Here is a 26,136-nt window from a genome sequence, read left to right as displayed (position 1 = left end):
AAACAATGTCGCAGTTTCTTGCCCGTCGCAACTTTTTTGTTATCATCGGCTATGGAACCGGCGGTAGTTGTTGAGGATTTGATTCGGGACTATGGCGCGTTGCGTGCGGTCGACCGAATCGGGTTTGAGATTAAACCGGGCGAGGTTTTCGGGCTGATTGGTCCAAACGGTTCGGGCAAGACCACGACTTTAAGGGTCATCGCAACACTGTTAAAACCGAGCGGCGGTGTGGTTAAGGTTTTTGGCCGGGATGTGGTTAAAGATGCGGCAGCGGTGCGAAGGATGGTGAGTTATCTGCCCGAAGAAGCCGGGGCGTATCGGAACCTTTCTGGACTTGACTATTTGCGGTTTATGGCAACCTTTTATTCTGCGGACACGGTAGAGCGGGACAAACTGGTGGAGCAGGCGGTGGTGATTGCCGATTTAGGACGCCGGATTCAGGATAAGGTCAATACATACTCCAAGGGTATGACGCGGAAGTTGCTTTTAGCCCGGGCGTTGATGAGCAACCCAAAACTGGCGATTCTTGATGAGCCAACCTCGGGATTGGATGTTGAGAACTCAATGGTCATCAGGCAGAAGATTAAGGAGTTTGCGGCGCGGGGGACAACGATTTTACTTTCGTCGCACAATATGCTCGAGGTGGAGTTCCTTTCGGAGCGGGTGGCGCTTTTGCGGCAGGGACGGCTCATCGCCCTGGGTACGCCGGAAGAGTTGAAATCCCGCTGGAGCGCTCGGAACCTTGAAGAGGTTTTTCTGAAGGCGGGCCAATGAGAATTATCGCCAATCTGGTCTGGAAAGAGGTGCGAGAACTGTTGACCTTACGCACCTTACTGCCATTTATTGCGGTGCTGGTGATTTTTCTTTTTGTCGGGCGGGCGCTGCGCGGGGAGCGGGCTAAGGCGCAGGCACCCCAGCCAGTACTGGTTGTTGTTCCGGACTCTTCTCATTTTGCCGATACCATCATTAACCGGCTAAAAGAGGAAAATTTTTCCGTGACCCGTACCACGGCGGCAAAGGAGCAAGCCCAGAAGCAGGCACAGGAGGAAGGGTTTTCCCTTCTCCTCGTACTGCCGGAAAGTGTTGATTATCGGATTGACCGGTTCCAGCCGGTGCTAATTGAAGCCTACACCATTTTGAAGGGGTTCTCTTTTACCCAGACGATACGCAGTGTGAGGGTAAAGTCGGTTTTTACCCGAATCAATTCCGAATTAACCGAATATCACCTCAAGCGGCTTTTGCCTGATATCCCGGCAGAAAACATCAAGAGTCCTGTTCAGACCGGCGAGTTTGTGATTCTCCAGGACCGGGTTGCAGCCGGTAGTCCGGAAGCGGTGCAGGGGATGGCGATGGCGCAAACCTTCATCATTCCGCTGATTCTTTTGATGGTGCTATTGTATGCCAGTCAAACGCTTGCCGCATCCATCGGACAGGAAAAGGAGAATAAGACGCTGGAGACGCTTCTTACGGTGCCTATCAGCCGGGTATCAATCGTTATTGGCAAGATGCTCGGTGCGGTAGTGGTGGCGGTGGTTTTTTCGCTGGTGTTTATGTTTGCGCTGGGATATTATACCACGGCATTTGCCGAAGGGGTACCGAGCCGAACTCCAGATATGCCGGTTGCGGTACAGCTGGGGTTGACCTTGAGTCCGGAGGCGATTTTTCTGCTGAGTGTCACCCTGTTTCTGGCGATTGTTACCGCCCTCGCCCTTGCCACCTTGCTGGCGCTTTTGTCAGAAGATGCCAAAGGTGCGCAGGCAGCATTGACGCCATTGATGATGTTCTGTCTTTTGCCTTACTTCTTTACTATGTTCTTTAATATCCAGACGCTGTCTCTACCCCTGAAAATTTTGCTCTTTCTCATTCCATTCTCCTACCCATTTCTGATTCCGCAGGCGATTTTGTTCGGTAACTATCCCCTGATAATTGGCGGGCTTCTTTATATGACAATTTTCTGCGCTGCCGCGATATTCATTGCCGCCCGGTTTTTCTCAAGCGACCTGGTGCTTACTACCCGGCTTCGGTTCCGGCGTTGGCGCTAACCTTACCCCTTGCGAGCGAGGCAATGATACCCGCCCCGCACAGTCCGCTGAAGATGATGAAAGCAACCCGTACCGTTAAGATGAGTCCAGAGTTATTGGTGGTGCTGAGCCGGACCGGACCGACAAACAGGGCGATGAGCATCTGCGCCAGTCCGAGCGAGAACATCTGACCTAAAAGCCGCATTGTGCCCAGGGTTGCGGAGGCGATACCGTAATGCCGGGAGGCAACCGCACCCATCACGGCGTTGGTATTGGGTGCGGAGAACAGGGCAAATCCGAACCCGATGAGAATCAGTCCGGCAATAAGAAGTCGCAAATCGGTTGCCCTGTTTAAGAATGAGAAGAGAAATAAACCGAGCGTTGAGGTCGCCATTCCAATTGAAGCGATGAGCCGTGGTTCAACCCGGTCGGAAACGCGTCCGGTTAGGGGTGAAAAAAGTGCCATTACTACTGGCTGGCTAACAAGTATCAATCCCGTAGTCTGGGCGTTTAGTCCTTTGACATACTGGAGATAAAGGCTCAAGAGGAAACCGACCGCCGCGGTCGCAGCGTAGTTGATGAGCGCGGCGAGGTTGGAAAATGTGAAAATTACATTACCCCGAAAAAGTTGAAACGGGAAAACCGGGCTGGTTAGTTTTAACTCGAGAATCACGAACCCGACCAATGCCAACAGGCCGGTGCCAATCAACAGAACCGCTAAACGATGAGGTAAAAGGGTGAAGCCGAACATCAAGAGCAGAAGTCCGGTGCCGTAAATCAAGGAACCGGTCAGGTCAAACCGCTCTCCGCGCGCTTCTGCCCATTCACCCTTAAGACCGAACAGGACGATGAGAAGGGCGCCGAGGCTCAGGGGCAAATTCAGGGCAAAGATTGCCCGCCAGGTGAAATGCTGGGTAAGAATCCCGCCGATAAAAGGACCAGCCGAAAGTCCGGTATAAACCAGCGCGGTGTTAATTCCGAGGGCGAAACCTTTCTCGGCGGCACGATAAACCGAAGTGAGAATCGCTACCCCGGTTCCAAAAACCATTGCCCCGCCCATTCCTTGCAGAAACCGGGCAAGGAGCAGAATTCCGGCATTATGGGCAATCATACCAAGGAGCGAAGCCACTGAGTACAAACTCAAGCCAAGGGCGAAGATGCGTTTGCGACCCAGGATGTCTGCCAATCTCCCGAAAGGCACAAGGAAGATGCCGGCGCTTAAAAGGGAGATGTTTGCGACCCAGCCCAGACCAATCGCATCAAGGCGTAACTCCTGACCGAGTGCGGGCAGGGCGATGTTGATGGAGGAGCTCATAAAGGGTGTGAGAAAGGAGCTGATACCGGCGGCGATTGCCGCAGCTATTCGGTTGCGCGTGGTGTTATTGTCCACCCGAAACGATGATCAGTTTTTGAAATTTGCCGGTTCTGGAATCCGGATGCTGGATAAGATAAACCCCCTGAGGCAAATTGCGGGTTCTAACTTTCCTGCCCAGCGCATCGTAAATCTCGGGCAGGGAGCCAAAGCCGGATAAAGCAGAAGAGCGGACCACAGTGGGAAGGGTGTGAACGGTTGACGGGATTTGGCAGGGTGTTTCATCCGCACCGAGTCCCGGGACTTGACCATAAAGGTAGTACAGGTCAAGGTTGCCGGAACTTTCATCCTGCCAGACGATATGCAACCCAAGACCGGAGTCGCATATTATCGAGGGGTTGTCAACATCGCCGTTGGTCAATGCGGTCAATGGTTCGGGTGGAGTCCAGTATCCCAGATGGTCACAGGAGGCATAGATTAGTTGGTACGGACTGGGAGGGGTTGCGGTTCTGCCGCGCCAAGCGAGATGGCACTCGTTATCCTGCCGGCAGGAGATGGACGGGCTTCCCTGCTCAAATTGTAAACCCTCGCTTACGGTAAAGATTGGGGTAAAGCCTTCCGGAGTGCGTCGGCGATAAAAAATCCGCGAATAGTATGTCGAGGAGTTGGTTCCTGCCCAGGTGATGTGGAAGTTGTTTATGGTGCCGGCGGTGACACAGGGCGATGTTTGCAGATATGAACCCGGAAATTCGGAAACCAGTTCGATGTCGGTCCAGACACCATTGATTCGGCGCCGGCAGAAAATCTGGTCTTGGGTATTGTTAAATTCTCTCCCCACCCAGACAATGCACAGGTTACCCAGTGAGTCTACGGCAACTGTTGCCGCACTATGGGTGTTGGGATAACTGGTAATCTGCTCGGCTGGTAACCAGCCGGAGTCGGGTTGGAACTGTTTGTGAAAAACTTGGGGCACACCTCCGGTGTCTGGATTTCCGTACCAGACGATATGAATTTCTTCGCTACCGGGCTTTGTAACCACCACCGGATATTTTTTCAAATAGACCGCCGGCTCAAGAAGGGTGTCATTAAACCAGCGTCCCTGTTGGGCGTCGAACTTCTTGTACCAGATGCCTTTTGATGATGTGTGCTCGGTGTGCCATACCAGATGAAGATTACCACTCTGGTCGCAGGTTGTGGAAGGTGTAAAACAGTTGACGGTAGATGCGGTGAGTTGTGCTTCTGGTAGCCATCTGCCACTCGCCCATTCAAATTTCCGGTACCAGATTTGGTTTGGTGAACTCCGGTAGTCGAGCCAGAAAACCCAAACATTTCTTCCCGGGTCAACTGTGATAGTACGCTGATAACTGTAACCAAGAACCTGACTCTGGGTGTTGGTTGTGAGCCGAACAATGGAATCCCATTCGACACCAGGGGCACTGGTTTGCAAAATGATGAATAGGAGTATTGCCGCACCGGATTTCATCATCAATTTAGATTAGCACTTTTTTACCTTTTGGCAATCAAGGAGTTTTTTTAACTCCGGCGGGTTTGACCCCGGGCGGATTTGAGGTATACTGGTTACCGAGGCTAAGACAAAGCACGGAGGCGCTGGAGAAATAGGCAACGGCGGTCTTTACCGCCTTTTGATTATTGCTGCCTCCACATTTTAATAAACATAAGTCCGGGGGAGATTCATCAGGAGGCTAAGGTGCGTGGGCTCTTTTTCGCGTCCGGGCATCGGACGCAGACAACTTTATCCGGACTGCTGTTGGTCATAGTGGGTCTGGGCTTCTTGAACGCGGCACCGCCTTCCGAAGGCGGCGGCTGGGTTGAGCGTTTTTCCATCTGGCATAGCGTTAATGAAATGCGGGCATTGAGGAGCCCCAATTCGGCAAATCTTGCCTGGTTTGAAGCGCCAATTTTGCGTTCTTATCTATATCTCTTTTCGGCAACCGGTGATACGCTGTGGCTGGAACGGTTTGTATTTCACGCCGATTCGCTCCTGCGGTTAATGCGGGATGTACCGGAACAAGGAAATTACTGGCTGGGTTACCAGGACGGTTTCTTAGGTTGGGGCACAACCGCTTACGACCCGCAGGGGCGGTATCAGGAGTACTTAGTGCACGATGCGGTCATCTGCCTGCCGCTGGCGCGTTTTGTGCGGATGGTGTACGAAACCCCGGGTTTAAGGCACGAGTTTCTGGAACGGGCGCAGGTCTACCAGCGGGCGATTGAACAGCAGGTGCTTGCCAAGTGGTTTCAAAACTGGGCAGCGGCACGTGGTACTGGCGAAGAGTTAGAACATTTTGGCGGGTGGTCACGCCTGCCCTGGAACCAGGCGCTGAGTATGGGTGAATTGCTTATGGTTTTTCGTGATATTCAACGCACCCAATTTTACCAACCGGGTAAGTTTTCGGTGCCGGGCTGGTTTTATGAGGATGTGCCCGATTCAATGGCAAGGGCGTTTTACGCCAGTTTGATCCTGAGTTTGGAAAACGACTGTTATGTCTGGAACCATCAGGCGAGTAGTTCCCGCTGGGAGGATGTTGCCCATGCGAATCTTGATATTTCATTTGCGCTCGAGGCGGGAGCGAACGAGTCTATCTTCGAGGAAAGGGATTTCCAGCGGATGGGACGGAGTTTGTGGAAACTGGTTCAGGACCGACATAGCGACCGGTTTGTGCTGCGCCGTTTTGTCAATGGTTCGGGTACCGTTGATACCGTTTACGCGCTGGAGATGTGGGCGGCACTGGCAAAGTTCGAGCCTGAAGTGTGGGAGGTGGTAAGTACGGCGCTTGTTAGTGTACCGGTGGAGCGGATGAATGTGAGTATGGCGGTGAGTTGTGCCCGGCTGGCACTGGAAAGTAGTGGCGCGGAGCGTGGAACCGAAAAGAGGCAGGGAGTGGAAGCCAATGAACCCGGGCGGGTACCTTGGGGCGCAATTCTCTTTTCGCGCAGTCCAGAGTTTGAGGAGGTTTTCGATGCGGCAGGACGAAGGGTGCGGTGGCAAAAACAGGGACGGCTGGGAAGCGGGTTGTACTTCACTTCGAGCGGGCGCCGGGTGCTGGTGTTGCCTTAACTTTTTCGTCTAGTATAATAAATTTGATGAGTGGTCGTTCTAAGGTTGCGGTTCTTTTTACCAGGCCGGAGACGGTGCTGGATGATTATGTCCGCTTGATTAAACTGGCAGATGCGGACAAGTTTTTAAAGCCGGGCGTGACGACGATTCTCAAGGACAACATCTCCTGGCACTATCCGATGCCCGGGGCAAATACAACGCCCTGGCAACTGGAAGGGACGATTGTCGGCTTGAAAAAGCTGGGCTACAATGACCTGGTGGTGGTGCAGAATAAGACGGTGGTGATTGACACTCATAAGGGTGAGGACCTGAATCGGTATGTGCCGATTTTCCAGCGGTGTGGAATTCCGGTACGGTACAACTTCAAAGAGAGCGATATGAAGTGGATTCCGTTTAAGCCTAAGGCAAAGATGCTGGCGCTGGACCACATCTATCCTGAGGGTTTGCGGATTCCGGACTATTTTATCGGTAAGAACATCGTCCATCTGCCAACGGTGAAGTGTCACATCTACACCACGACAACCGGTGCGATGAAAAACGCCTTTGGCGGGCTTTTGTCCACCCACCGCCACTACACGCACACCTGGATTCATGAAACGCTGGTTGACCTCCTGGCGATTCAAAAGGAGATTCATCCGGGGATTTTTGCGGTGATGGATGGGACAACCGCAGGTAATGGTCCAGGACCACGTACGGTCAAACCGGTGGTTAAGAATGTGATTTTAGCATCAGCGGACCAGGTGGCGATTGATGCGGTCGCAGCAAAGATGATGGGATTTGACCCGATGGCGATTAAGTACATCCGGCTGGCGCATGAGCAGGGGCTGGGAGTGGGCGATGTCAAGGAGATTGAGATTGTTGGCGACGACATTTCGCAGGAGAACTGGCATTTTGAGGTTGGGGTTTCCTTTCACCGATTTTTGGGCTGGCTCTCCTGGTATGGTCCAACCCGGGTGTTGCAGAAGTTGATTTTCCGCACCTGGCTGGTGAACATCCCGATTTTTATTTCAGAGTTTAACCACGACTTTGTGCACTGGCCCTTGAAGGAACGGAAGATTTTTGAGCGCTGGCGTCGGGAGACGGGCTGGGGTCGCCTGTTTCAGGAGTACGAAAAGAAGGGCTGTCTGCTTCATTAAGGGGCCGGTGCCGAACCGTTTCTAAGGTTATGCCGCTGATAATGATGGCGGTCGGCGGGCTCGGTCTTGCCGCGCAGGTGGTAATTCTGCGAGAACTGCTGGCGGCTTTCGCCGGTAATGAGGTGTCAAGCGGTGTTTTTCTCAGTGTCTGGCTTTTATCCGAAGGTTTCGGTGCCTGGTTGTTTAGCCGGGTGGCGGTTCGTCTGGTTTCCCCAAAGCACTCGTTAACGGTCGTCGGGTTAGTATCGGCTTTAAGTTCCGTAGGGGCAAGCGTGCTCGTGGTTTATTCCCGGCGATTGCTCGGGCTTCTGCCGGGTGAAAACCTCAGCCTGCAAGCCCTTTTCCTTATTACGCTATTTGCGGTGTTTTTACCCGCGGCAACCCATGGTGCGTTGTTTGTCCTCGGTACCGCATTGAGTAAAGAACGGGGCGTGGTGACAAAGGTTTACTTTTTCGAAGGACTGGGCACGGTGTTGACCGCGGTTATCCTTTATTTTGGGTTACTGGCGCAGGTGCCGAATTTAGCGATTGTGGCACTGATGGGTGCGGTGCTGATGCTAATGCTCGGGATTGTAATTTTGATTGAGCGGCGTTCTTTTCTTGAAGGTGTTTGGGCGCTGGGCTGGGGCGTTGTCTTACTTGGTCTTGTGATAACGGGAACAAGAGGCGAGCGATGGCTGTGGGAGCAAACCTGGCAGGGACAGCGGGTTCTCGGGGTTCGGGATTCGCCTTATGCCAAACTGGTGACGGTGGAGCGGGAAGGGCAGCGCCAGGTGCTTTATGATGGGAGTAGTGTGCTGGTGATGCCGAATCCGGATGTGACCGGGATCGAGGAGATGGCACACATTCCGCTACTGCTGCATCCGGCACCGCAAAGGGTACTGATTTTAGGGCTGGGTTTAGGCGGTCTCGTTTCTGAAATTCTCAAATGGCCGGTGGCTGATGTGCAGATGGTTGTGCTTGACTGGTGGCTGGTTGACGAGGCACAACGCAGCGGCGGTGCGGTGGTAGCAGAGGAGATTGCCGACCCACGGTTTAAAGTGGTTATTTGTGACCCGCGGCAATTTCTTACAACAAAGGCTGATAGTTTTGACTGCATCATAATTATTGGCACCGCACCGGAAAACCTCGGTGCCAATCGCCTGTTTACGAAGGAGTTCTTTAAATTGTGCCAGAGCAGATTGAGGGCACAGGGGATTTTAGCGACCAGAGTACCGGGTACAGTTGAAGGGATGACAGACGAGGCGCGGGCGGTCGTCGAAACCCGATACACAACGCTGCGTCAGGTGTTTCAAAAGACTGAGTTGATAGCGCTGGACTTTCCGTTACTGGTTGCCGGCGACCGGATAACATTGTGCGTTGACAGCGTGGTGATGCGCTGGCAGCGGCTGGGTATTGCGACCCGGGTTTTGACCCCTTTTTACCTAAGCAGTTTGCTGGACCAGTTCCGGCAGACAAGAGTCACCCTCCCTTTTGTTCCCTCTTGTCAAAGAAAGGATGACCGGAGCGAAGATTCGATGGTGCAAACAAAATTGGGGTCTGTGGTACCTAACACCGACCTTGTACCCCGGGAGTTGTTTCTCAATATGGTGCTGGAGCATCGGCGCTCTTCACCGCGGTTCAGTCGTATCTACTCCGCTGTTGGCCGAACGCTGGGAAGGTTTGTCCTGCCTTTAGTGGGCTTTCTTTTAGTCGTTGCGGTGGGCGGGGTGGTTTTATGGGAAAGAAAAACCAAGCAGGTTGCGCCGGCGCGAGGGCTGGGTATTTTCACTTCGGGGTTCGCGGGCGCCGGGATTTCCCTGTTAACGATATTCGTTTACTCCAGCCGATTCGGCTCGATTTACACCGGTAGCGCGCTGCTTTTTGCCTCGTTTATGTTTGGTTCGGTGCTGGGCGCGGGTCTGGTGAACTGGTGGGGTCCGAAGCGACCTTCGGTATTTTTTGTCCTGTTTGACCTGATGATATTAGGGAGCGGTGGTGTGGTCTGGTTTCTGGTATTGGGTGGTGGCAAGGCGCTGTTTTACTTGCTGTTATTGGTGGCGGGAGCGGGTCTCGGTGCCCAGTTTGCCCTTGCCAGCCAGGAGTTGACGATGCTGGATGCGCCGCGCCGCGCCGGTTATTTGAGCGTGCTGGACTGGACCGGTGGTGCGTTGGGTGGTGTGGTGATGGCGCTGGTGATACTGCCGATTCTTGGGGTAATGGGCGCAATTGGTTTGATTGCATTGTTTAAGTTCGCCAGTGCGGTGAGTCAGATGTTGACAAACCGAAAATATGGTTTTACAATCCAGCGTGCTTAAAAAGGCGTTGCAATCGGTTATTCTCTTAGTCGGCGTTGGGCTGGCGCAGGATGTCGGTTCATCGGTTTTTTCCGGTATGAGTGGCATAAACATTCCGGGTATTACCCAGCCCGGGGTGTCGGCGTTACCCGGTCTTGTGGGCGTAGAGAGCCCGATTATCTCGGACAAGTACATTTTGATGCCCGGGGACCGGCTTCTGGTTACAGTGAGCGGCAGTGTTACCTACTCCTATCAGAGTGCGGTTACCTATGAAGGAAAAATTACGATAAATATGCCCTTAGCCGGGATTTCCACCAGTAGTAGTGGTCAAGGGGTAACGGTTGATGTCGTGGATGCGATTACCGTTTCCGGGCTATCTTTGCGGCAGGCGCAGGATACGCTGACCAAGATTATGCAGCGGTACTTCAAGGGCGCAACGGTAAAATTGACTCTGGTTGGGTTGCGTTCGGCGATTGTGTTTGTTACCGGCGAGGTGCAGTATCCGGGTGCTTACAACGCCTCGCCGGTGGAACGGGTTTCACAGGTTGTGACCCGTGCCGGCGGGCTTTCGCCGCTCGGTTCCAAAACCAATATTATGCTGTTACGCGGTGGGCTGCCTTTTGCGAAAGTTGATATCGAGCGATTTGAACGGGAGGGTGACCTCAATGCCAACCCATTTATTGAGTCCGGGGATGTGATTTATGTGCCACCGGTTGAAGGGCTGGTGACGGTGCGCGGTGCGGTGTTTGGCAGGGGGGAGTACCGGATTCGAGCCTCGGCGCTCACCACGGAAAAGGAACGGATGAGTGAAGGGACTTATGAGTTGAAGCCCGGGGAGCGGGTGTTTGACATTCTGCGCAAGGCAGGGGGTGTTACACCCTGGGCGGATTTACACAACGCCTACATTGAGCGGCTGGTGCTTGGCAGTTCGGGGGCGCGGCAGAGGATTCCAGTTAACCTGCACAAGATTTTATTTGAGGCGGACTCCACGCAAAACATTGAAATGGTCAACGCCGATATTCTGGTCGTGCCGCCGATAAACAGTTACGTGTATGTTCAGGGTGAGGTGAACAATCCGGGCTCTTTCCTGTACACCCCGAATATGCGGCTCACCGACTACATTGGTCAAGCCGGAGGTCCAACCGATTACGGGCACCTTTCCCAGGCATGGATTCTGCGTCAGGGTAAACGAATTTCGGGAAAAGGCAATCCGGTTGTGGAACCGGGCGATGTGGTGATGGTGCCCCGTTATACGGTAAAGTGGTGGCAGGATTATGCAACGATTCTGTCCGCGGTGGGAATTCCTACCGCTTCAATTCTGATTTCACTGATCGCGCTCCAGCGCTGATTCGACTTGGCTGATTTTTCTTAACCGGCGGCTATGCCGTCCTTTGGTAAAATCGGTTTTTAACCAGATGCGCACCATCTTTCTTGCCGATTGATAGTCAATCAGGTCGGCACCGAGACAGAGGATGTTGGCGTTGTTGTGCTCCCGGGACAGGCGTGCCATTTTGACACTGGTGCAGAGCGCCGCGCGAATCCGGGGCAGTTTGTTGGCGGCGATTGACATCCCGATGCCGGTGGCGCAAATCAAAATGCCGCGGGACGCTTTACCTTTTGCCACAAGTCGCGCGACAGCAAAGGCGTAGTCCGGATAGTCAACCCTTGCCGCGGTAGTGGGTCCGGTGTCGATAACTTCATAGCCCTGCCGCTTGAGATACCGTTTCAGTTGCTCTTTGAGGACGAAGCCGCGGTGGTCGGCGCCGAGGGCGATTTTCACTTTACGAAAGTGAGCCAGTTGTAGCGGTCGGCTCTTTTCCCTTCAATTATGGCAAAGAACTCTTCCTGGAGGCGTTTGGTTATTGGACCGCACTTGCCGGTGCCGATGGTAATTTTGTCCACCGAACGAATCGGGGTCACTTCTGCGGCGCTACCGGTAAAGAACAGTTCATCCGCAAGATAGAGGAACTCGCGCAGCATACTGGTTTCCCGGACCTCATAACCCAGTTCGCGGGCAAGGGTAATTATTGTGTCGCGGGTGATGCCGGGCAGAATCGTCGCGTTGAGCGGCGGCGTGTAGATAACCCCTTTGCGCACGGCGAAGATGTTCTCGCCCGAACCTTCGGAGATAAACCCCGAGACATCAAGGGCGATGCCCTCAACAAAGCCATAGGTGAGGGCTTCCATTTTGATCAACTGCGAATTCATATAGTTGGCGCAACACTTTGCCATCGCGGGAAAGGTGTTGGGTGCCATCCGGTTCCAGGAGGAGACCATCACATCGACACCCTGCTCGAGCGCCTCGGGTCCGAGGTACTTACCCCATTTCCAGGTAATCAGGGCAACCTCGACCGGACAGGTGAACGGGTTGACACCAAGTTCCTGATAGCCGCGGTACACGATGGGCCGGATGTAGCATTCGTCCAGTTCGTTTTTCTTAATCAGTTCCACTGTTGCCTGGTTGATTTCTTCTTTTGTGAACGGGATTTCCATCCGGTAAATCTTTGCCGAGTTGAAAAGCCTTTCGGTGTGGTCCTGAAGTCGGAATATCGCCGGTCCCTTAGGTGTGTTGTAGCAGCGCAACCCTTCAAATACGCCGGTGCCGTAGTGAATCACATGGGAGCAGATGTGAATTTTCGCATCTTCCCAGCGGACAATATTGCCGTTCATCCAGATGAACTTCGACTTGGTTTGTTCTAAACCCATTGCGCCTCCTTTTAAAATAAAAGCGGGACCGTTTGGTCCCGCAGGCTGGTTTTAGTTACGATAATTAACAGTCTCACCGGTTCGAACCGCGTTTTATTAATGGTGGCGAAGGGAATCGAACCCCTGACCCGTGGATTATGATTCCACTGCTCTGCCATCTGAGCTACGCCACCCGACACTTTTCCATTTTAATCAGTTGAAGGGTAAAGTCAAGCGGATAGGGTCGGGGTGGCAAACCGAAAAAGTTTATAAAACCGTTCGGTTCGGTTAAAAGGCAAAGGGAAGTTGCCGATTTGACTTTGGCTAATGAGAACGGTAAGATTTCAACCCGATATGAAAGGCAAAAAACCGCTGATTCTGATTACCAATGACGACGGCATCAAGGCACCGGGGATTAAGGAGCTCTACGATGGCTTGCAGGGGCTGGGGCGGCGTTATGTGGTGGCGCCCGCGGTCAATCAGTCAGCGGCAAGCCATTCGTTTTCTTTGCGCAAACCGATTCGGGTGCGGCGGGTGCGGCCTGGCTGGTTTGCGGTGTACGGAACACCGACCGACTGTGTTCTGATTTCCCATCACGGGATTTTGAAAAGGGAGATTGACCTGGTTGTTTCGGGCATCAATGACAGCCCGAATATGGGCGATGATGTGCTCTATTCAGGCACGGTGGCGGCAGCGATTGAGGGTGCGCTGCTCGGTGTGCCGGCGGTTGCGGTCTCCTATCTGAAGGCAGGGGTGAATCGGGAGCCGGCGCTGGCGTTTCTGCGCTCGCTGGTGCCGCTTCTATTGAACGGATTACTTCCGAGAAAGTGTTTGCTCAATATAAATGTGCCGGCAGAACCGGTGCGCGGGGTGAAGGTGACCCGGCTGGGAAAACGGATTTACCGGGATATGGCGTTTAAGGTGAGTTTACCGGATGGCAGGGTTTCCTGGACGATTGATGGCGAGATGGGTTTTGCCCGAACCCGGGGTTCGGATTTTGAGGCGGTTTATGCCGGATACATTTCGGTCACACCGCTGCATCTTGATATGACGCACCATCAGGAGGTTTCCCGATTGGAGCGGGCGTTTCGGCGCCTGGGGTTGACCGATTAGAGAACAGGAGAACGGATAAAGGGTGAAGGGATTTCAGGGGCAATAGCCCGGAATTGGATATGCGGAGAAAAGCGGTTTTGGTGGTTGTTGCGCCTTAGCGGGTAAGTATACTTTTAAGTGTACGGGTGATATTTACCGCCAACCGCATAAGTATATGTATTTAGATTGGTTAGTTCGCCGGGGACAAATTTTCCCTACCTATCCCCGGGGTAGTATCCGGGATGGTATGGGAAATTGAGATTAATGGGGCTTCGGGCTTATTCCGGGTAAAAAACGGGATTTTAGTTTGAGGTGGCTAACTGGCTGACCCCTGAGTTTTGCCAGTTCCGAGAAGGAGGTTAAGGTTTAACGGTTGAAAACGGTGCGGGCGGTTGTAGAGTTACCGCTGGCATCGGTTGCCCAAACCGCAATGGTGTTGATGCCGGGTACCAGTTGCAGAGTGTAGGAGAACAGTTCCTGTTGGGAGTCGTAGATTCCGTCGCGTGGTTCAAGCGGCATCCAGGGTCCGGCGTTCAGGGAGATTCGGCAAAAGACAACTGGCGAGAGGGCGTCGCTAACCTTCCACTGGACGGTTGCGTTTAATGCGGGTGAGCGTTGCGGTTCGACTTTTAAGCCTGAAATCTGGGGCGGGGTGTTGTCAATCAAAAAAACCGGTGACAGCCGTTCCTGAGTTAGGGCAGAGTTTGCCGGGCGGTCAAGGCGGTCTGAGGCAATAAGGCGGAGCCGGTACCAGCCATCAGGCAGAGTGCGGGTGTCAAGTTCGTAACGGGTTTCGGTCAGGTCGTCTTTCAGTTTTTGCCCGGGCAGGCGGGCGCTGGGTTGTGCGGTATCTACCGGCAGGATAAACAACTGGAAAATAAGCGAATCGCCGTCCGGGTCAGAGGCGTCCCAGGAGATGTTACGCCGGGGTTCGGCATTACCCTTGCGGGCGTCGGGTTCGGAGAGCGCGGCGATTTCCAGCCGGGAAATTGAAGGCGGACGGTTCACCGCGGCGTAGTAGATGTCCACCCGTTCCAGTTCCGGAGTGATGCCGGGAAAATTGGTAATCAGGTCTGCCCGCCACTGCAGGAATCTTGCGGGCGGTGAGTTGACTTTGTCCGTTGTCCGTTGCCAGGGGCTCCAGGTTGAGTCGGGTTTTTCAGAGTTGCCCGAGCGGGTGGCGAAGCGTATTTCGGTGCCAGCCGGGATGCGGGCAAAGTAATCAATTCTGCCGAAGCGTGCCGGATTGGAAAGGTCAAAAGGGATACTGGTGATAAATCCGGAGTCAGCATAAGAAGGGGCGAGGTGATAGAGGCGGCAGGGGTTGCCGGTGCCGATGTAGGTGTTTTCTTTCTGGGGCAAAAGGGTAATCAACTGGCTGGCTTCAAGCCGGGCAAGCAGGTTAGGGCTACCAGCCGAGTCCAGGGAGTAAATGATGCCCCGGTTGCCAGTCAGCACATAAAGTTGATTTTCCCGGAATTGGATGTTAAAAATAACCGAGTCTGGGCACTGCCACCTCCAGCGCAGGATGCCGTCCGAGTCAACACAGAAGACCGCGGGTTGCGAATCTTCGTCCGGGTTTGCGGCGAGATAGATGTTGCCTCTGCCGTCAAAGGCTAAAGCGCGGATTTCGTTTAATGGGGTGTCGTAAAAGGTTGTTACCGATGGTTTTTCCGTACCGTAAGGGAAGGTCAGCCGATAGACAATACCATCGGGTGAGGTGCCGATAAGCAGTTCCTTGCCCTCTTTGAGCCAGCGCAGTGTGGTGAGGTGCGCCTGGTTAGCGGTAAACAAAATCTCCTTTCTGCCATCCGGAAACAGCCGTAGCAGTTTGCCATCAGGACCGGTGGCACAGAGTAGCGAACGGTCCGGCGCGACAAGAAGGGCAAAAATGTAGGTGGCATCGGTCGCGGTGAGCTGTTCAATTTCAGTACCCGGGTAAAGGCGGTAGATGTTACCTTCGGGTGTTGTGCCCCAGTAGAGCGTGCCGTCTGCCCCAATGGTCAGAGCGGTGATGGCGCCTTCGGTACCGGACCAGACCGAGTCGAGTCGGCTGGTGCGGAGCGAGTAGCGGTAAAGTTTTGCCCGGTCACCGGTACCGAGATATAGGTTGTTGTGCCGGTCCGCGACGATTTGCCAGATTGCGGTTTCGTCAAGCGAGCATAGCGGCAGTACGCTGGGGGAAAGTTTTATCGCACCGGTTGCCGGTAACTGGACATTCTGAAACTCAATTTTGTCTATGTTGTCTAAAAGTCCTTCGGTACCGGTTGTTGTCCAGACCGCCGCATAAGAGGCAACGGCAACAAATGCCAAAAGGCAAAAGGTTAAAGATTTCATTTGACCTCCAGGTCAAAACTTACCGACCCTTGAATCACCCGGTTGAGTTTCACCGGAAGTTTGAAGAGCAGGCTGTTGGGCACCGGCTGGGCACGACCGCCTTTTTGACTTGAGGAAAAAATCTGGCGGATTGAGGGGGGTGGATTGGGCATTTCCTGTTCACCGAGCGCCAGCGCCGGCTGGGTCAGAAAGCCGGCGATAATCAGTTCGTCTTCCCTTCCCGACTCCTCGAGCAGTTTTAACAGCTGGGTGAGCGATGCCGGATTTGCGGTCCGGGGCAGGCGCTGAATTTGCTGGTTGAGGAACTCATCAGCGCCGTTCAGGGTGACATTGATGGTGCCGGGAGGTGTTGTTGCCGGGATGGGTAGTTTGACAGTCTGTTCGGTGGTATTGCCCCGATAGTCCCGAAGTTCAAGATGAACAAAAAGCGTTTCACCCGGATGAACCCAGGTGCGTTCCGGCACCGCGGCAATCAGTTCGGCGCTGTTGCGTCCGGGCGTGATGTTGATTGTTGCCTCGACATTTTTCAGCGCCACCGGTTTAATGTCGTTTGCGAACAAAAATTTCAACTCGTTGCGGGTGTTCTCAAACAGGGCAGGAACCGGGTTGATACCGGCAAAGGTGTGGCGAATGCGGGCGGTGGTCCCATCGGTAAAGTGTAATTTGAGATTACTGTTTAATGTCAACTCTTCGAGCATACCTTCGGTCTGTAACACCGCTTCGGCAATCCCGATAGGCAGAAATTCCGGGGTGAGTTGTTCATGGAGGGCGACGCGAAAGTTGTAGGTGTCCCGAATTTTCGGTGAGTTGACGATGACCCGGACCGGTAGCATCGGGGCAGGCGTTCCCATTGTACCGGCGATACCGGGTGCTCGGTCCTGAGTAATGGTACCGATTGGAGTGCCGGGAGAAAAGAGTTTGAACGAGGTGGCGAAAGAGGCGAGAACCGAATGAATGACGCCACCGGTCATTGGCAGCTGGACATCACCGCCCAGAAAGAACGGGTGGCCAAAAGCAAGAATCTGGTTCCCTTCCCGATAGGTAATCGTGCCCACCGCGGCGGCGCGCACATCGCCATCAATCAAGGAGACGCCAATTACGCCGCCCGGCACAAAGGCTGAGGTGTCGGTTGTGCTGGTGCCGCTGGCGCCGGCAACCGGTTTCATTCCCAGGGCGGTCAGGGATGGGGTGAGGAGTTGTTCCAGTTCAGGGTTGAGACCGGAGATGGCAACCGGGATAGGCAGATGGGGTAAATTGGAGCGCGATGCGCCGGAGCGCGGGCGCGCGCCGGGTTGCGCCTTCCAGATGTCAAGCATCTCGTGAATCGGCGTGACGCCGGCAATCGGTTCTTTTGCCCAGGACCAGGCATAGGCGACCGCACCCAGGAGTTTACCATTGATATAAACCGGACTTCCGGACATTCCGGCGATGACACCGGAATTTTCCAGCCCAGCACCCGAAAGCCGGCAGAGAACAAGGTCACCGCGCGGGGAAATCTTGCGCATCACATCGAGCACCTCTACCTTAAAGGTGTCAATCTTTGTACCGGAGAAAACCGAAAGTCCAAATCCTTGCATCCCGGGTTTAACACTGTCCACGGGCAGGAAAGAGGCGGCGAACGCAATCGGACACAGGACAATAAGGAGCAGGATGGGGCAAACTGCCCGAATTTGGGAGCACAGCGCAATGTGCCGGTAAATGGTCCTATTGCTGATTGATTTGTGCATACTCCCGGGCAAGGGCGGTGACCTCCTGGACAATTTCGACCGGGTCGGTGCCGACGATAACAAACAGCGGTTCCTTTCCCCAGCCCCGGGTTTCGTAAAAAATCTCGGGTACAGTGCCACCGGTGCCGGCGACCAGTTCTTTCACCTTCCAGGGTATTGACATCCGGTCCTGACCAATTACCGTTGCCGGCTCTTTTGTTCGGTCAATCACGCCGAGTCTTTTTCCACGCCGCTCTGCCCAGGACGAGACAAAACTGAGTATCTGTTCATTCCAGCGAAAGTTGAGGGCGGTACGGATTGCGGGCTGATGGTGGCGTAACTGAAGAACGAGCCGGGCAAGATGGTCTGAGGCGCCAAAACGGAGTGGACCACTGGCTTTGGGTTTACCATTGACTACGGTAATTCTCCCATCAACCGCAAGGACATCAGCCGGGGTTCGAGCATCAGCCGGGCAGAAGACGATGTTGGTGCGGACCTCAGGAATCAGGAGGGCAAATTCGGGGCAGAATTCGAGGAGCGCAACTGCGGCGCCAAGCCGTTCGACAACCTCTTTTGGGCGGTCACTCATTTCATCACCGCCTTAAAATACGCCTGCCAGAACGGGTCTTCCTTTACCGGTAAAAGCGGCTCTTCTTTGCCATTGCGCCGGACAAAACGCCGGGTACTCTTTGTGAACTCGCCAATTTCATACAACGGCAGTCCAGCCCGGGATGCGGCAGCCTTTAACTCATTAACTTTTTCCGGCGGCACCGCGGCAACCAGCGTTCCTTCGCTGATTGCAACCAGCGGGTCAATCTCGAAATAGGCACACACCTGTTTGACCTCATCAAGAGTAACAATTTTTTCTTCGTAGACCGTAACCCCGGCACCGCTTGCCTCTGCCATTTCATAGACCCCGCCCAGGAGCCCGCCTTCAGTGGCATCATGCATCGCCCGGGCATAACCCCGGCACAGCAGCGCATCCGGCACCACCGTCATCTGATAAAACAGTTCCTTAGCGCGCTCAACCACTTCAGTACCGAGTTTTCCCTTTAACTCTGCTTCGGCTTGCAGGGCAAGGATTGCCGCGGCTTCAATCGCCGGTCCTTTGGTTACGACCAGAACATCACCCGGTTTTGCTGCGGAAGCCGGGGTGAGTTCGCTCTCATCGCCAAATCCCCAGACGGTGCAGCCGCCATTCAACGGATAGGCGATGCCAGGATAAACACCGGTATGGCCACCGACGATGGCGATTCCCAATTTTTTGCACTCTTCGTCCACCTGGCGCCAGATGTTCTCCAGTACCGCGGGTTCGGTTTCCGGTGGTAAAAGAAGGCAGATGGAAAGAAACTGGGGTTTAATCCCAATTACAGCGACATCGCTGGCACAGATGTGGACGATGCCCCAGCCCAGATTGGAAAGGAGAACCGGCATCCCGAAAGTCGGGTCTTCGGCAACCGCCATTACGCGGCGCATTCCTGCCGGCGCATCATCCAGGGCGATAACCGCAGCGTCAACTCCGTGCCGGGGACCAAGAAGAACCCAGGACGATTCGGCACCGAGATAGGGGAAGATAAACCTTTCAAACGATTCGGTATCAAGTTTGCCAATTCTTGGTAGCATGATAAATTATTTTACATTTTTCCGTCAGACTGTCAAGACCGACATTCTTACATTGAATTTTCGCCCCGCGCTGCGGCTTCCACCGCGGCTCGAATATCCTTCAAATCTTTCAGATTCAAGAGTGTTACTCCCAGTCCCAGTGAAGGTGGGCGCAAGCGCGCACCGGACAGTAAACTCATTATCTCCACCCGTTCGATTGGCCCATACTTCTGAAAGAATTCGGGTGTCAACAGGTCGTGCAGATTCTGCCAGCCCAGGGGTGTAAGTTTTGGTGTTGAACCAATTAGGAGGATGCCATCGGCTTTAAGTCCGAGGGAGACCGCATCCCGGTAGTAGTTAACAAGGGCAATTTTATTCTGCGGGTCGGATATAAACCAGGCGGTTTTCGCCGCCGGGTCAAAGGCAAGATAGATTTCAAGATGGCCATAAGTGGAACGGAAGTTTTGCTGGAGGGGTGTTTTGTTGATAAAGGCGTTGTCGTAGAACTGCTTTAGCAGGGCAGAGTTGCTCAGAGTTTTTTGCGCCGGCTTGTCGGCATGGATGCGGTTGTAACCATAGTTGTTCATTATGTTGTTCAGGGCGTCTACCGATTCAAAGCGGGGAAGTGTTGCGAGCATCAAACCACAGCCGATACGAGGGCTGAGCCGGTTGATGTTGACCTCAATTGAGCGGTGGGCGTCGAGGCGCAGTTTTTCTGGGATAGTGCCTCCTATACACCGCGCACTTTGCGGCGGAATTGCCGCGCTTCCCACTCATCGGTGGCGAGGTGGTTTACGAACTGGTCGAGGCCGTTGTTGCGCAGCCAATAGTTGCCGTTGCCGATGACAATCAGGCCGCGGCGCACCCAGTTGTAGATGGTGGATTCGTCTTTCGTGAGCTGGACATAGGTGCGGAAGTCGTCAACCGGTTTCATCGTGTCCGGGTCGAGGACAAAGGCGATTAAGACAAGGGGAAAGGTTTTGATGACGATTTTGAAACTGGGCGGAAAGTCGCCTTTTGCCGGCAGGACTTCCAGACCAACGATGTTGTCGGGTCGCAGTAATCGGTCAAGATTAAACTCCGGGGTAAAGCCCAGTCGATTACCGATAACTCCGATGCCGACATTCTGCAGTTCAATGTTCTTTTCCCCGGGTTTCATCAGCCGCATCATCCGGATTTTGAAGAAGGCGGTTTTCTGGATGGAAAGGAGTTCCCGGAAGATGCAGTAGGTCATAATTGAGGCGACCCCCTTGCGCCGAAAACCCTCTTTCACCGCGATGTCCCAGAGAATGACACCAAGACCGGGCGGGTCGCGTTCGATGTATGCCCGGCCAATCTGCTGGCCATCAAGGGCGGCATAAATACTTGCTTTGTTGGGCAGGATTTCGGTGGTGAGTTCCAGCTGTTTCCCACTGAGGGGACCTTCCCGAATCAGGATGTGGTTGTAGTCAAGCCAGTCAAAGCGCGGTCCAATCCGGCCCGGGTTCCAGACGAACGGTTTTTCCCGGATAAATGTCCGGCGAAACAGTTCGGTTAGGGAGCGGATTAAAGGCAAGTCGGTCAATCCCATTGGTTACCTCAACAGGTTCGGGTTTAAGGCGATTGCCTGTTCCAACGCCTGGACCGCCTTTTCTTTTTGGCCTTTGTCCCGGTAGGCGATGCCAAGATTGTACCAGGCACCAGCGTGCTTCGGATTCAGTTTGACCGCCTTCTGGTAAGATTGAATGGCGTTGTCGAGGTCTTTTAGTTCGTAATAGGCACGACCGAGGTTGTAGTAAGCGGCAACATGGTTGGGGTCGTGCTTTAAGACCTCGCGGTAGTATTTCAGCGCCTCTTTGGGCTGGGAGCGTTCCAGCGCCAGGTTGCCCAGGGCAAGGTAGGCGGTGGTGTAGTCGGGCTTCAGTTCGGTTGCCATCTGGAAGGCGGCGGCAGCCTGGTCGAACATCTCGAGTTTTTCGTAGGCAAGACCCATATTGTACCAGGCTTCCGGAAATTTCGGGCTGAAGTGAATCGCTTTTTTGTAGGAAGCCACTGCCTGACGCCACTGGTTTGCCATTGCATAGGCGTTGCCCAAGATGTGGTGTACGGTCGGTGAGTTGGGTGTATGTTTGAGCGCTTGCTGGAGCGCAACAATCGCTTTGTCGGGCAGGTTTTTACGCAGATAGCAGACAGCGATGTCGGTGTAGGTTTCGGTTGAATCGGGGATGAGTTCGAGGACCTTTTCGTAGTTCTCAATCGCCTTATCCCAGTAGGTCTGGGTGAAGTAGGCGTTAGCGAGGCTGGCGTAAATCAGGGCGATGAGGTCGGAGACCTGGAGCCGTTTACCGCTGACGATGGGTGTAAAAGAGAGCGGTGCCGGTTCAGCCGGGTCCCAGTAAACGCTGCGGGTGTCAATCAGCGTTTCCAGGCACAGTTTATTGGATTCGTACAGGTAGCGGACTTCAAAGCCCAATTTTCCGATGATAATGCTGTCAAGGATGGTAACGCCGAGGATGTTACCAACACTGGGGCGGTTGGACAGGTAGGCGTCGATGATTTTGGTGAGAAGAAATCCGGTTGGGGCGATGCGGTTGGGTTTCAGTTTCCAGAGTTGTTCCCGAACCGCGAGGAGGAGTCTAAACTGAGGTTCAAAGCCGGCACGGCGGCCATTGAGGGTAACCATATCAAGCATCTGGAGAACTTCCGGGGCAGATACAATGCGGTGGAAAAGGGTGTCGAGTCGCTGTCCATACTTCTCAAATTCGGCTCGGGCGCGCAGGCCAGCGACGATAAACATGCCGTAGGCAAGAGCGGTTGCCGCGCCCAGTTCCTGAGCGATGAGGTCGAGCGCCTGAAGAAGTGTTGCGGTAGAGTCGGCAATCTGACGGGGCTGAACTGCGGGGCAGGAGTGGATTTCGCCAAAACGGCGGGCTTCGGAGGATGGTAATATCCCCAGGGCGCGCTGGACAAGTTCCTCCCGTTGTTCAGCGCTGATTTCAACCTCGTGGAGTTGCTCGGCAACAAGCAGCGCTTCGGCATAGGAACGGTGGAGTTCAAGTTCCCGCTGCAGCGGGTTTAACTCTTCAAATTTTACGGCGCTGAGAAGATGCGGTACGATGTTTGGGTCGGTTTGATAAAGTTCGTAATGGCGATTGGTTTCTCCGGCACGCCAGGCGGTCAGGCGTGAAGGATGATGGGCGGGCAGGCATTCCGGATAACGGACAACACTTCTTTTCAGCAGGAAGTCAACCTCCTGGATTGCTTCCTTCAGGAGTTGAGGTGTAACCGCAGTATCTTTCCGCATCTGTTTAATCGTCAAATGCGCCAAACTTAAATATAAATATACCAATTAACATTGGAATGGTCAAGTAAATCGGGCAAAGCAGTAGTAATTTTGCCAATTTATAAATCGGTTAGATGAAAGTCCGGATAAAGTCAAAAAGAAACGGGATATTGGTCCGGATGCCGGTGACGGTAGTTTCGGCAAGGGCGCGGGCGAGCCGGTTGATGGTGACAGTGGCATCAGGTCCCCAGGCGGAGATGGTGCCGAGGGCGTAGTCGTAGTACGGAGTGACCTGAGTACCGGGGATGATGTCGGTGTCAAGCCGAATATTGGGACCACCGGGCAAACGGATGTTGGTAACTGTTCCGGGCGATGGTTCAAACTCGGCGTCGGGATTTTCGGCAAACAGCTGGCTGGTGATGATAAAGTCGGAAATGGGAAGGGTAGGTGAGTTAATTGCCCGGTCAGATTCGGCTGTTTGAGAAGGGGTGGTGAAAAGTTGGGTCTGGATGAGGTCGATTCCATAGCGAATCTCAATCGCCGGGTGGAATTCGGTAAGATGGGGGGTGAAGCGGTAGAAGTAGGCGTGACCGGTCTTGTCGAGGAGAAAATGGACCGTACTGACACCTCGCCAGTTTAGTGCTTCTACGACCCTTTCCGCCCAGTTGAACAGTTGCCGACGCCGGGCTGGCTTGAGTCCAGGAGGTGGGGAGCAGGCGATAACTTTTTTACCGTGGTGTTCAATTATCTCCCGGTCGTCAAAGAGGAGGGTTTGTTTTGGGCGGTCAATGGCAACCTGAATTTCAATCAGGCGGGCATCTGGTATCAGCCGCTCGATGTAAACCTCGGCGGAAGCGATACTACCACTGGTATCGCTCTCGTAATCGGCGCGGATTTCTGCCTGACACATCCGGACCTGCGTTTCGATGTCCTTCTCTTTGTTGATGACCCGGGTCCGGTGGACATACTCTGCCACCGGTCTTACTACAACCGGCAGACCGAGTTGCCGGCAGACTGGAATCGCATCCTGCGGGGTTTTGAGCGGTTCATCACTGCCGGGAACAACCGGGACACCGGCGCCGGCGATGCGGTTACGCACTTCGAGCCGGGAACTTAAAAGGCGCAGCAGGTCCGGTGGCGGTCCAATCCAGATGATGCCGGTGCTCTGCACAGCGTCGGCAAACTCGGCATTGGTGGCAAGGAAGTTCCAGCCCGGATGGACGGCATTACACCGGGTGATTTCCGCGGCAGAGAGGATGCGGGAGATGTTCAAATAACTGTCGCGGGGGTCGGGCTTGCCAATGCACACCATTTCGTCAGCAAGGAGCACCGGCAAAGAGTCCCGGTCCGCTTCGGAGTAAACCGCAACCGTTTTGACTCCCAGTTCCCGGCAGGTGCGGATGATGCGCAATGCCGGGTTTCCCCGGTTAGCAACGAGCAGTTTTTCAATCACACCCTATGCCCGCTCAACATAGGTGTTGGTGCGGGTGTCAATCTTAACCCGGTCGCCCACTTTGATGAAAAATGGGACGTCAACCACAAGACCGGTACTGAGCCGCGCCGGTTTACCGCCGCCGGTGGCGGTATCACCCCGGTAGTTCGGTTCGGTGTCAACCACCTCAAGGACGATGAACAGGGGCGGATTGATGAGCATCGGGACGCCCTCGATATAGCCAATCTCGACCTCAAGACCTTCGGTTAGATAGTACACCTTATCGCCCAGCGCCTCTTTTTTAATCGGAAACTGCTCATAGGTTTCGAGGTCCATAAAGTGATAACCGGAATCATCGGCATAGAGGAACTGGCCCCGACGCCGTTCCATTTCAACCGTTTCCAGTTTGATTTCGGACTCAAAACTTTCCTCAATCGTGGCGCCGGTGCGGATGTTACGGATTTTCGTCAACACCCGCGCCCGACGCTGCGCGGTTCGGGTCCGCTGATAAGAGAGGACCTCATAGATTTCATTGTTATAGCGGATTAAAAGACCGGTGCGAAATTCGTTTGGTGTTACCATACTCCATCACTCCTTCTAAATAGTTTGTAAGCGAAATAGTACGGAAGCGTGGTAATTAGGTTGCAGCGCTTCCTGTCTTCTTTGTTTCTGTTCCTCATAGTATTATAAGCTTCTTTGGTGCCCGGGTGAGATTGATAAACCCTTTTCGGGTGACATAAACCATATCCTCAATTCGTACCCCACCTTTACCCGGGAGATAAACACCGGGCTCAACCGTTACCACATCACCAACCTCAAGCGTCTGGCTACTGGTCTTTGCCAGCCGGGGCTCCTCGTGGACTTCAAGCCCGACCCCATGTCCTAAACTGTGGCCAAAAAATTTGCCGAATCCAATCCGGTTAAGATAATCCCGGGCGGCAAGGTCAACCAGTTTGCAGGGCACACCGGGTTTAATCACCGCCAGGGCTTCATTCTGGGCGTTAAGGACCGCATCGTAAACCTGGCGCATTTCATCACTCGGTTTGCCCAAAAACACGGTGCGGGTCATATCCGAGCAGTAGCCGTTAATCCGGCAGCCGATGTCAAAGGTGATACAGTCACCCTTTTTCAGCCGCCGGTTACCGGCGCGGGCATGAGGTTTTGCGGCATTTTCGCCGGAGGCGACAATGATTCCGAATGCCGGTTCACCAATCCGCCGGAATTGGAACTCAATCTCCAGGCTTAAATCTTTTTCGCTGATGCCCGGTTTAATCAATTTCAGCACGCGGGCAAAGGCTTGTTCTGTAACCGCTTGGGCTTTTTTAATCAGGGCGATTTCTTGCGGGCTCTTTTTCCGGCGCAACTGCAAAACCAAATCCTCTGAGGGGACGAGTTTTGTTTTCTTTATCTGCTGACGCAGGAGTTCGAACCGGGCAAGTGTCAGATGGCTCTTTTCCACGCCAAGGCGCCGGACTCCTTTTAATTCGTCGACTGGGAAAGCGGCGTAAAGGTCTCGTTCCAGTATTTTTCGGACACAGCCTTTGACCTCGGTTTTGACCTGCTCCTGATATCGGAAGTCGGTAAAAAAAGTTGCCTTAGAACGGGTGATAAGCATCATCCCGTTAGAGCCGGTAAAGCCGCAGAGATAACGGATGTTGGTCAGACTGGTGACAAGATAACCATCCAGCCGTTTTTCTGCCAGCGCTTTTTGCAGGGCACGAATTCTTGTTACCATAGTTGGGAGATTTTAAGGGATGGAGTGGAGGTGTCAAGAAACAAGGAGGGGATATCTGCCGTGCCTACACAGAAACGGTTTGTCTTTTGCGGTCGCAGTGGTACAAGTAATGATAAAGTCATCGGTTAACTTATAAAAAGCAGGCGGGAAGTAAGGCTAAAGACAAGCCGAATAAAAGGGCAAGTTTATGATTTCGCGCCGGTTATTGTTTGATGCGGTTGTTTTGCTTGCGGGCACAGATTGTGCATTTGAGATGTTATGGTGTGAGTTGGGTGAGTGCATAAAGTGTGATATGAAAATTCTGGGCTGTCGTAGCGGCGACCAAAACCGGTCAACTTCCGCCCTTGAAGCTGCGTTATTCCGCACGATAGCCCACCATTTTGTTAGGGGATGAAGACGCCGGGGTTTCCATAGTTAACCACGGGATGGGCACGCGGCGCCAGCGCAGCCGATTACCGGGC

Annotated in this window: 21 protein-coding genes and 1 tRNA gene; 7 read left to right on the top strand and 15 right to left on the bottom strand. The window is 53.8% G+C overall.

Annotated elements, in window-relative coordinates; genetic code table 11:
* Window positions 1-51: 51 nt before the first annotated feature.
* Window positions 52-774, top strand: coding sequence for an ABC transporter ATP-binding protein (locus HPY86_08540; GenBank protein NPV14958.1), 723 nt, complete (start codon window positions 52-54; stop codon window positions 772-774).
* The gene (locus HPY86_08535) at window positions 771-2,042 is read left to right on the top strand and encodes an ABC transporter permease (GenBank protein NPV14957.1); all 1,272 of its coding nucleotides are present in this window, start codon (window positions 771-773) and stop codon (window positions 2,040-2,042) included. The genes HPY86_08540 and HPY86_08535 overlap by 4 nt, the downstream gene beginning before the upstream one ends.
* Here the strand turns inward: HPY86_08535 and HPY86_08530 are convergent.
* The gene (locus tag HPY86_08530) at window positions 2,011-3,336 is read right to left on the bottom strand and encodes an MFS transporter (GenBank protein NPV14956.1); all 1,326 of its coding nucleotides are present in this window, start codon (window positions 3,334-3,336) and stop codon (window positions 2,011-2,013) included. The genes HPY86_08535 and HPY86_08530 overlap by 32 nt on opposite strands.
* A gap of 64 nt (window positions 3,337-3,400) precedes the next feature.
* A complete protein-coding gene (locus tag HPY86_08525; protein NPV14955.1) occupies window positions 3,401-4,819 on the bottom strand; it encodes a hypothetical protein in 1,419 nt (472 codons plus the stop codon).
* Window positions 4,820-5,041: 222 nt separating this feature from the next.
* Here HPY86_08525 and HPY86_08520 point away from each other — a divergent pair, with 222 nt between their 5' ends.
* Genes HPY86_08520 through HPY86_08505 form a run of 4 tightly spaced genes read left to right on the top strand, consistent with a single transcriptional unit; the run spans window position 5,042 to window position 11,172 of the window.
* Window positions 5,042-6,412, top strand: coding sequence for a hypothetical protein (locus tag HPY86_08520; GenBank protein ID NPV14954.1), 1,371 nt, complete (start codon window positions 5,042-5,044; stop codon window positions 6,410-6,412).
* 26 nt (window positions 6,413-6,438) lie between these two features.
* Window positions 6,439-7,548, top strand: coding sequence for a DUF362 domain-containing protein (locus HPY86_08515; protein NPV14953.1), 1,110 nt, complete (start codon window positions 6,439-6,441; stop codon window positions 7,546-7,548).
* A 29-nt stretch (window positions 7,549-7,577) separates the two neighbouring features.
* Window positions 7,578-9,845 (top strand): hypothetical protein, encoded by a 2,268-nt coding sequence (locus tag HPY86_08510; GenBank protein NPV14952.1) that lies wholly within the window; start codon window positions 7,578-7,580, stop codon window positions 9,843-9,845.
* The gene (locus HPY86_08505) at window positions 9,838-11,172 is read left to right on the top strand and encodes a hypothetical protein (GenBank protein NPV14951.1); all 1,335 of its coding nucleotides are present in this window, start codon (window positions 9,838-9,840) and stop codon (window positions 11,170-11,172) included. The genes HPY86_08510 and HPY86_08505 overlap by 8 nt, the downstream gene beginning before the upstream one ends.
* Here HPY86_08505 and rpiB read toward each other — a convergent pair.
* The 3 genes from rpiB to HPY86_08490 form a co-directional block, all read right to left on the bottom strand.
* Entirely contained in the window at window positions 11,149-11,604 is a 456-nt protein-coding gene (gene rpiB, locus HPY86_08500; GenBank protein NPV14950.1) for a ribose 5-phosphate isomerase B, read from the bottom strand. The genes HPY86_08505 and rpiB overlap by 24 nt on opposite strands.
* The gene (locus HPY86_08495; GenBank protein NPV14949.1) at window positions 11,601-12,530 is read right to left on the bottom strand and encodes a branched-chain amino acid transaminase; all 930 of its coding nucleotides are present in this window, start codon (window positions 12,528-12,530) and stop codon (window positions 11,601-11,603) included. The genes rpiB and HPY86_08495 overlap by 4 nt, the downstream gene beginning before the upstream one ends.
* A gap of 100 nt (window positions 12,531-12,630) precedes the next feature.
* A tRNA-Met gene (locus HPY86_08490) sits at window positions 12,631-12,703 on the bottom strand.
* Window positions 12,704-12,836: 133 nt separating this feature from the next.
* Here HPY86_08490 and surE point away from each other — a divergent pair.
* A complete protein-coding gene (surE, locus tag HPY86_08485; protein NPV14948.1) occupies window positions 12,837-13,622 on the top strand; it encodes a 5'/3'-nucleotidase SurE in 786 nt (261 codons plus the stop codon).
* Window positions 13,623-13,967: 345 nt separating this feature from the next.
* On the opposite strand, the gene HPY86_08480 is transcribed toward surE, so the two are convergent.
* From HPY86_08480 to HPY86_08435, 10 genes are all read right to left on the bottom strand, one after another.
* A complete protein-coding gene (locus tag HPY86_08480) occupies window positions 13,968-15,938 on the bottom strand; it encodes a hypothetical protein (protein NPV14947.1) in 1,971 nt (656 codons plus the stop codon).
* Window positions 15,935-17,665 carry a hypothetical protein gene (locus HPY86_08475; protein ID NPV14946.1) on the bottom strand — a complete coding sequence of 577 codons (1,731 nt, stop codon included), beginning with the start codon at window positions 17,663-17,665 and terminating at the stop codon, window positions 15,935-15,937. The genes HPY86_08480 and HPY86_08475 overlap by 4 nt, the downstream gene beginning before the upstream one ends.
* Window positions 17,643-18,233 carry a phosphomethylpyrimidine kinase gene (locus tag HPY86_08470; GenBank protein ID NPV14945.1) on the bottom strand — a complete coding sequence of 197 codons (591 nt, stop codon included), beginning with the start codon at window positions 18,231-18,233 and terminating at the stop codon, window positions 17,643-17,645. The genes HPY86_08475 and HPY86_08470 overlap by 23 nt, the downstream gene beginning before the upstream one ends.
* Window positions 18,230-19,267, bottom strand: coding sequence for an AIR synthase (locus tag HPY86_08465; GenBank protein ID NPV14944.1), 1,038 nt, complete (start codon window positions 19,265-19,267; stop codon window positions 18,230-18,232). The genes HPY86_08470 and HPY86_08465 overlap by 4 nt, the downstream gene beginning before the upstream one ends.
* 47 nt (window positions 19,268-19,314) lie before the next feature.
* Window positions 19,315-20,019: a hypothetical protein gene (locus HPY86_08460; GenBank protein ID NPV14943.1), complete on the bottom strand. Its 705-nt coding sequence runs from the start codon at window positions 20,017-20,019 to the stop codon at window positions 19,315-19,317.
* Window positions 19,977-20,816 carry a hypothetical protein gene (locus tag HPY86_08455; protein NPV14942.1) on the bottom strand — a complete coding sequence of 280 codons (840 nt, stop codon included), beginning with the start codon at window positions 20,814-20,816 and terminating at the stop codon, window positions 19,977-19,979. Before HPY86_08455 ends, HPY86_08460 begins: the two co-directional genes overlap by 43 nt.
* A gap of 3 nt (window positions 20,817-20,819) precedes the next feature.
* Complete coding sequence (locus HPY86_08450; protein ID NPV14941.1) at window positions 20,820-22,529, bottom strand: tetratricopeptide repeat protein; 1,710 nt, start codon at window positions 22,527-22,529, stop codon at window positions 20,820-20,822.
* A gap of 109 nt (window positions 22,530-22,638) precedes the next feature.
* Window positions 22,639-23,961, bottom strand: coding sequence for an acetyl-CoA carboxylase biotin carboxylase subunit (locus HPY86_08445; GenBank protein NPV14940.1), 1,323 nt, complete (start codon window positions 23,959-23,961; stop codon window positions 22,639-22,641).
* 3 nt (window positions 23,962-23,964) lie between these two features.
* Window positions 23,965-24,522 carry an elongation factor P gene (gene efp / locus HPY86_08440; protein NPV14939.1) on the bottom strand — a complete coding sequence of 186 codons (558 nt, stop codon included), beginning with the start codon at window positions 24,520-24,522 and terminating at the stop codon, window positions 23,965-23,967.
* Window positions 24,523-24,616: 94 nt separating this feature from the next.
* Window positions 24,617-25,675: an aminopeptidase P family protein gene (locus HPY86_08435; protein NPV14938.1), complete on the bottom strand. Its 1,059-nt coding sequence runs from the start codon at window positions 25,673-25,675 to the stop codon at window positions 24,617-24,619.
* Window positions 25,676-26,136 lie beyond the last annotated feature (461 nt).

The sequence above is a fragment of the candidate division WOR-3 bacterium genome, assembly GCA_013177935.1.
In the GTDB taxonomy this organism is placed as follows: Bacteria; Hydrothermota; Tepidihabitantia; order Tepidihabitantales; family Tepidihabitantaceae; genus Tepidihabitans.
The sequence above is the reverse complement of the archived record's forward strand: the minus strand, read 5'-3'. Positions and strand labels throughout refer to the sequence as shown.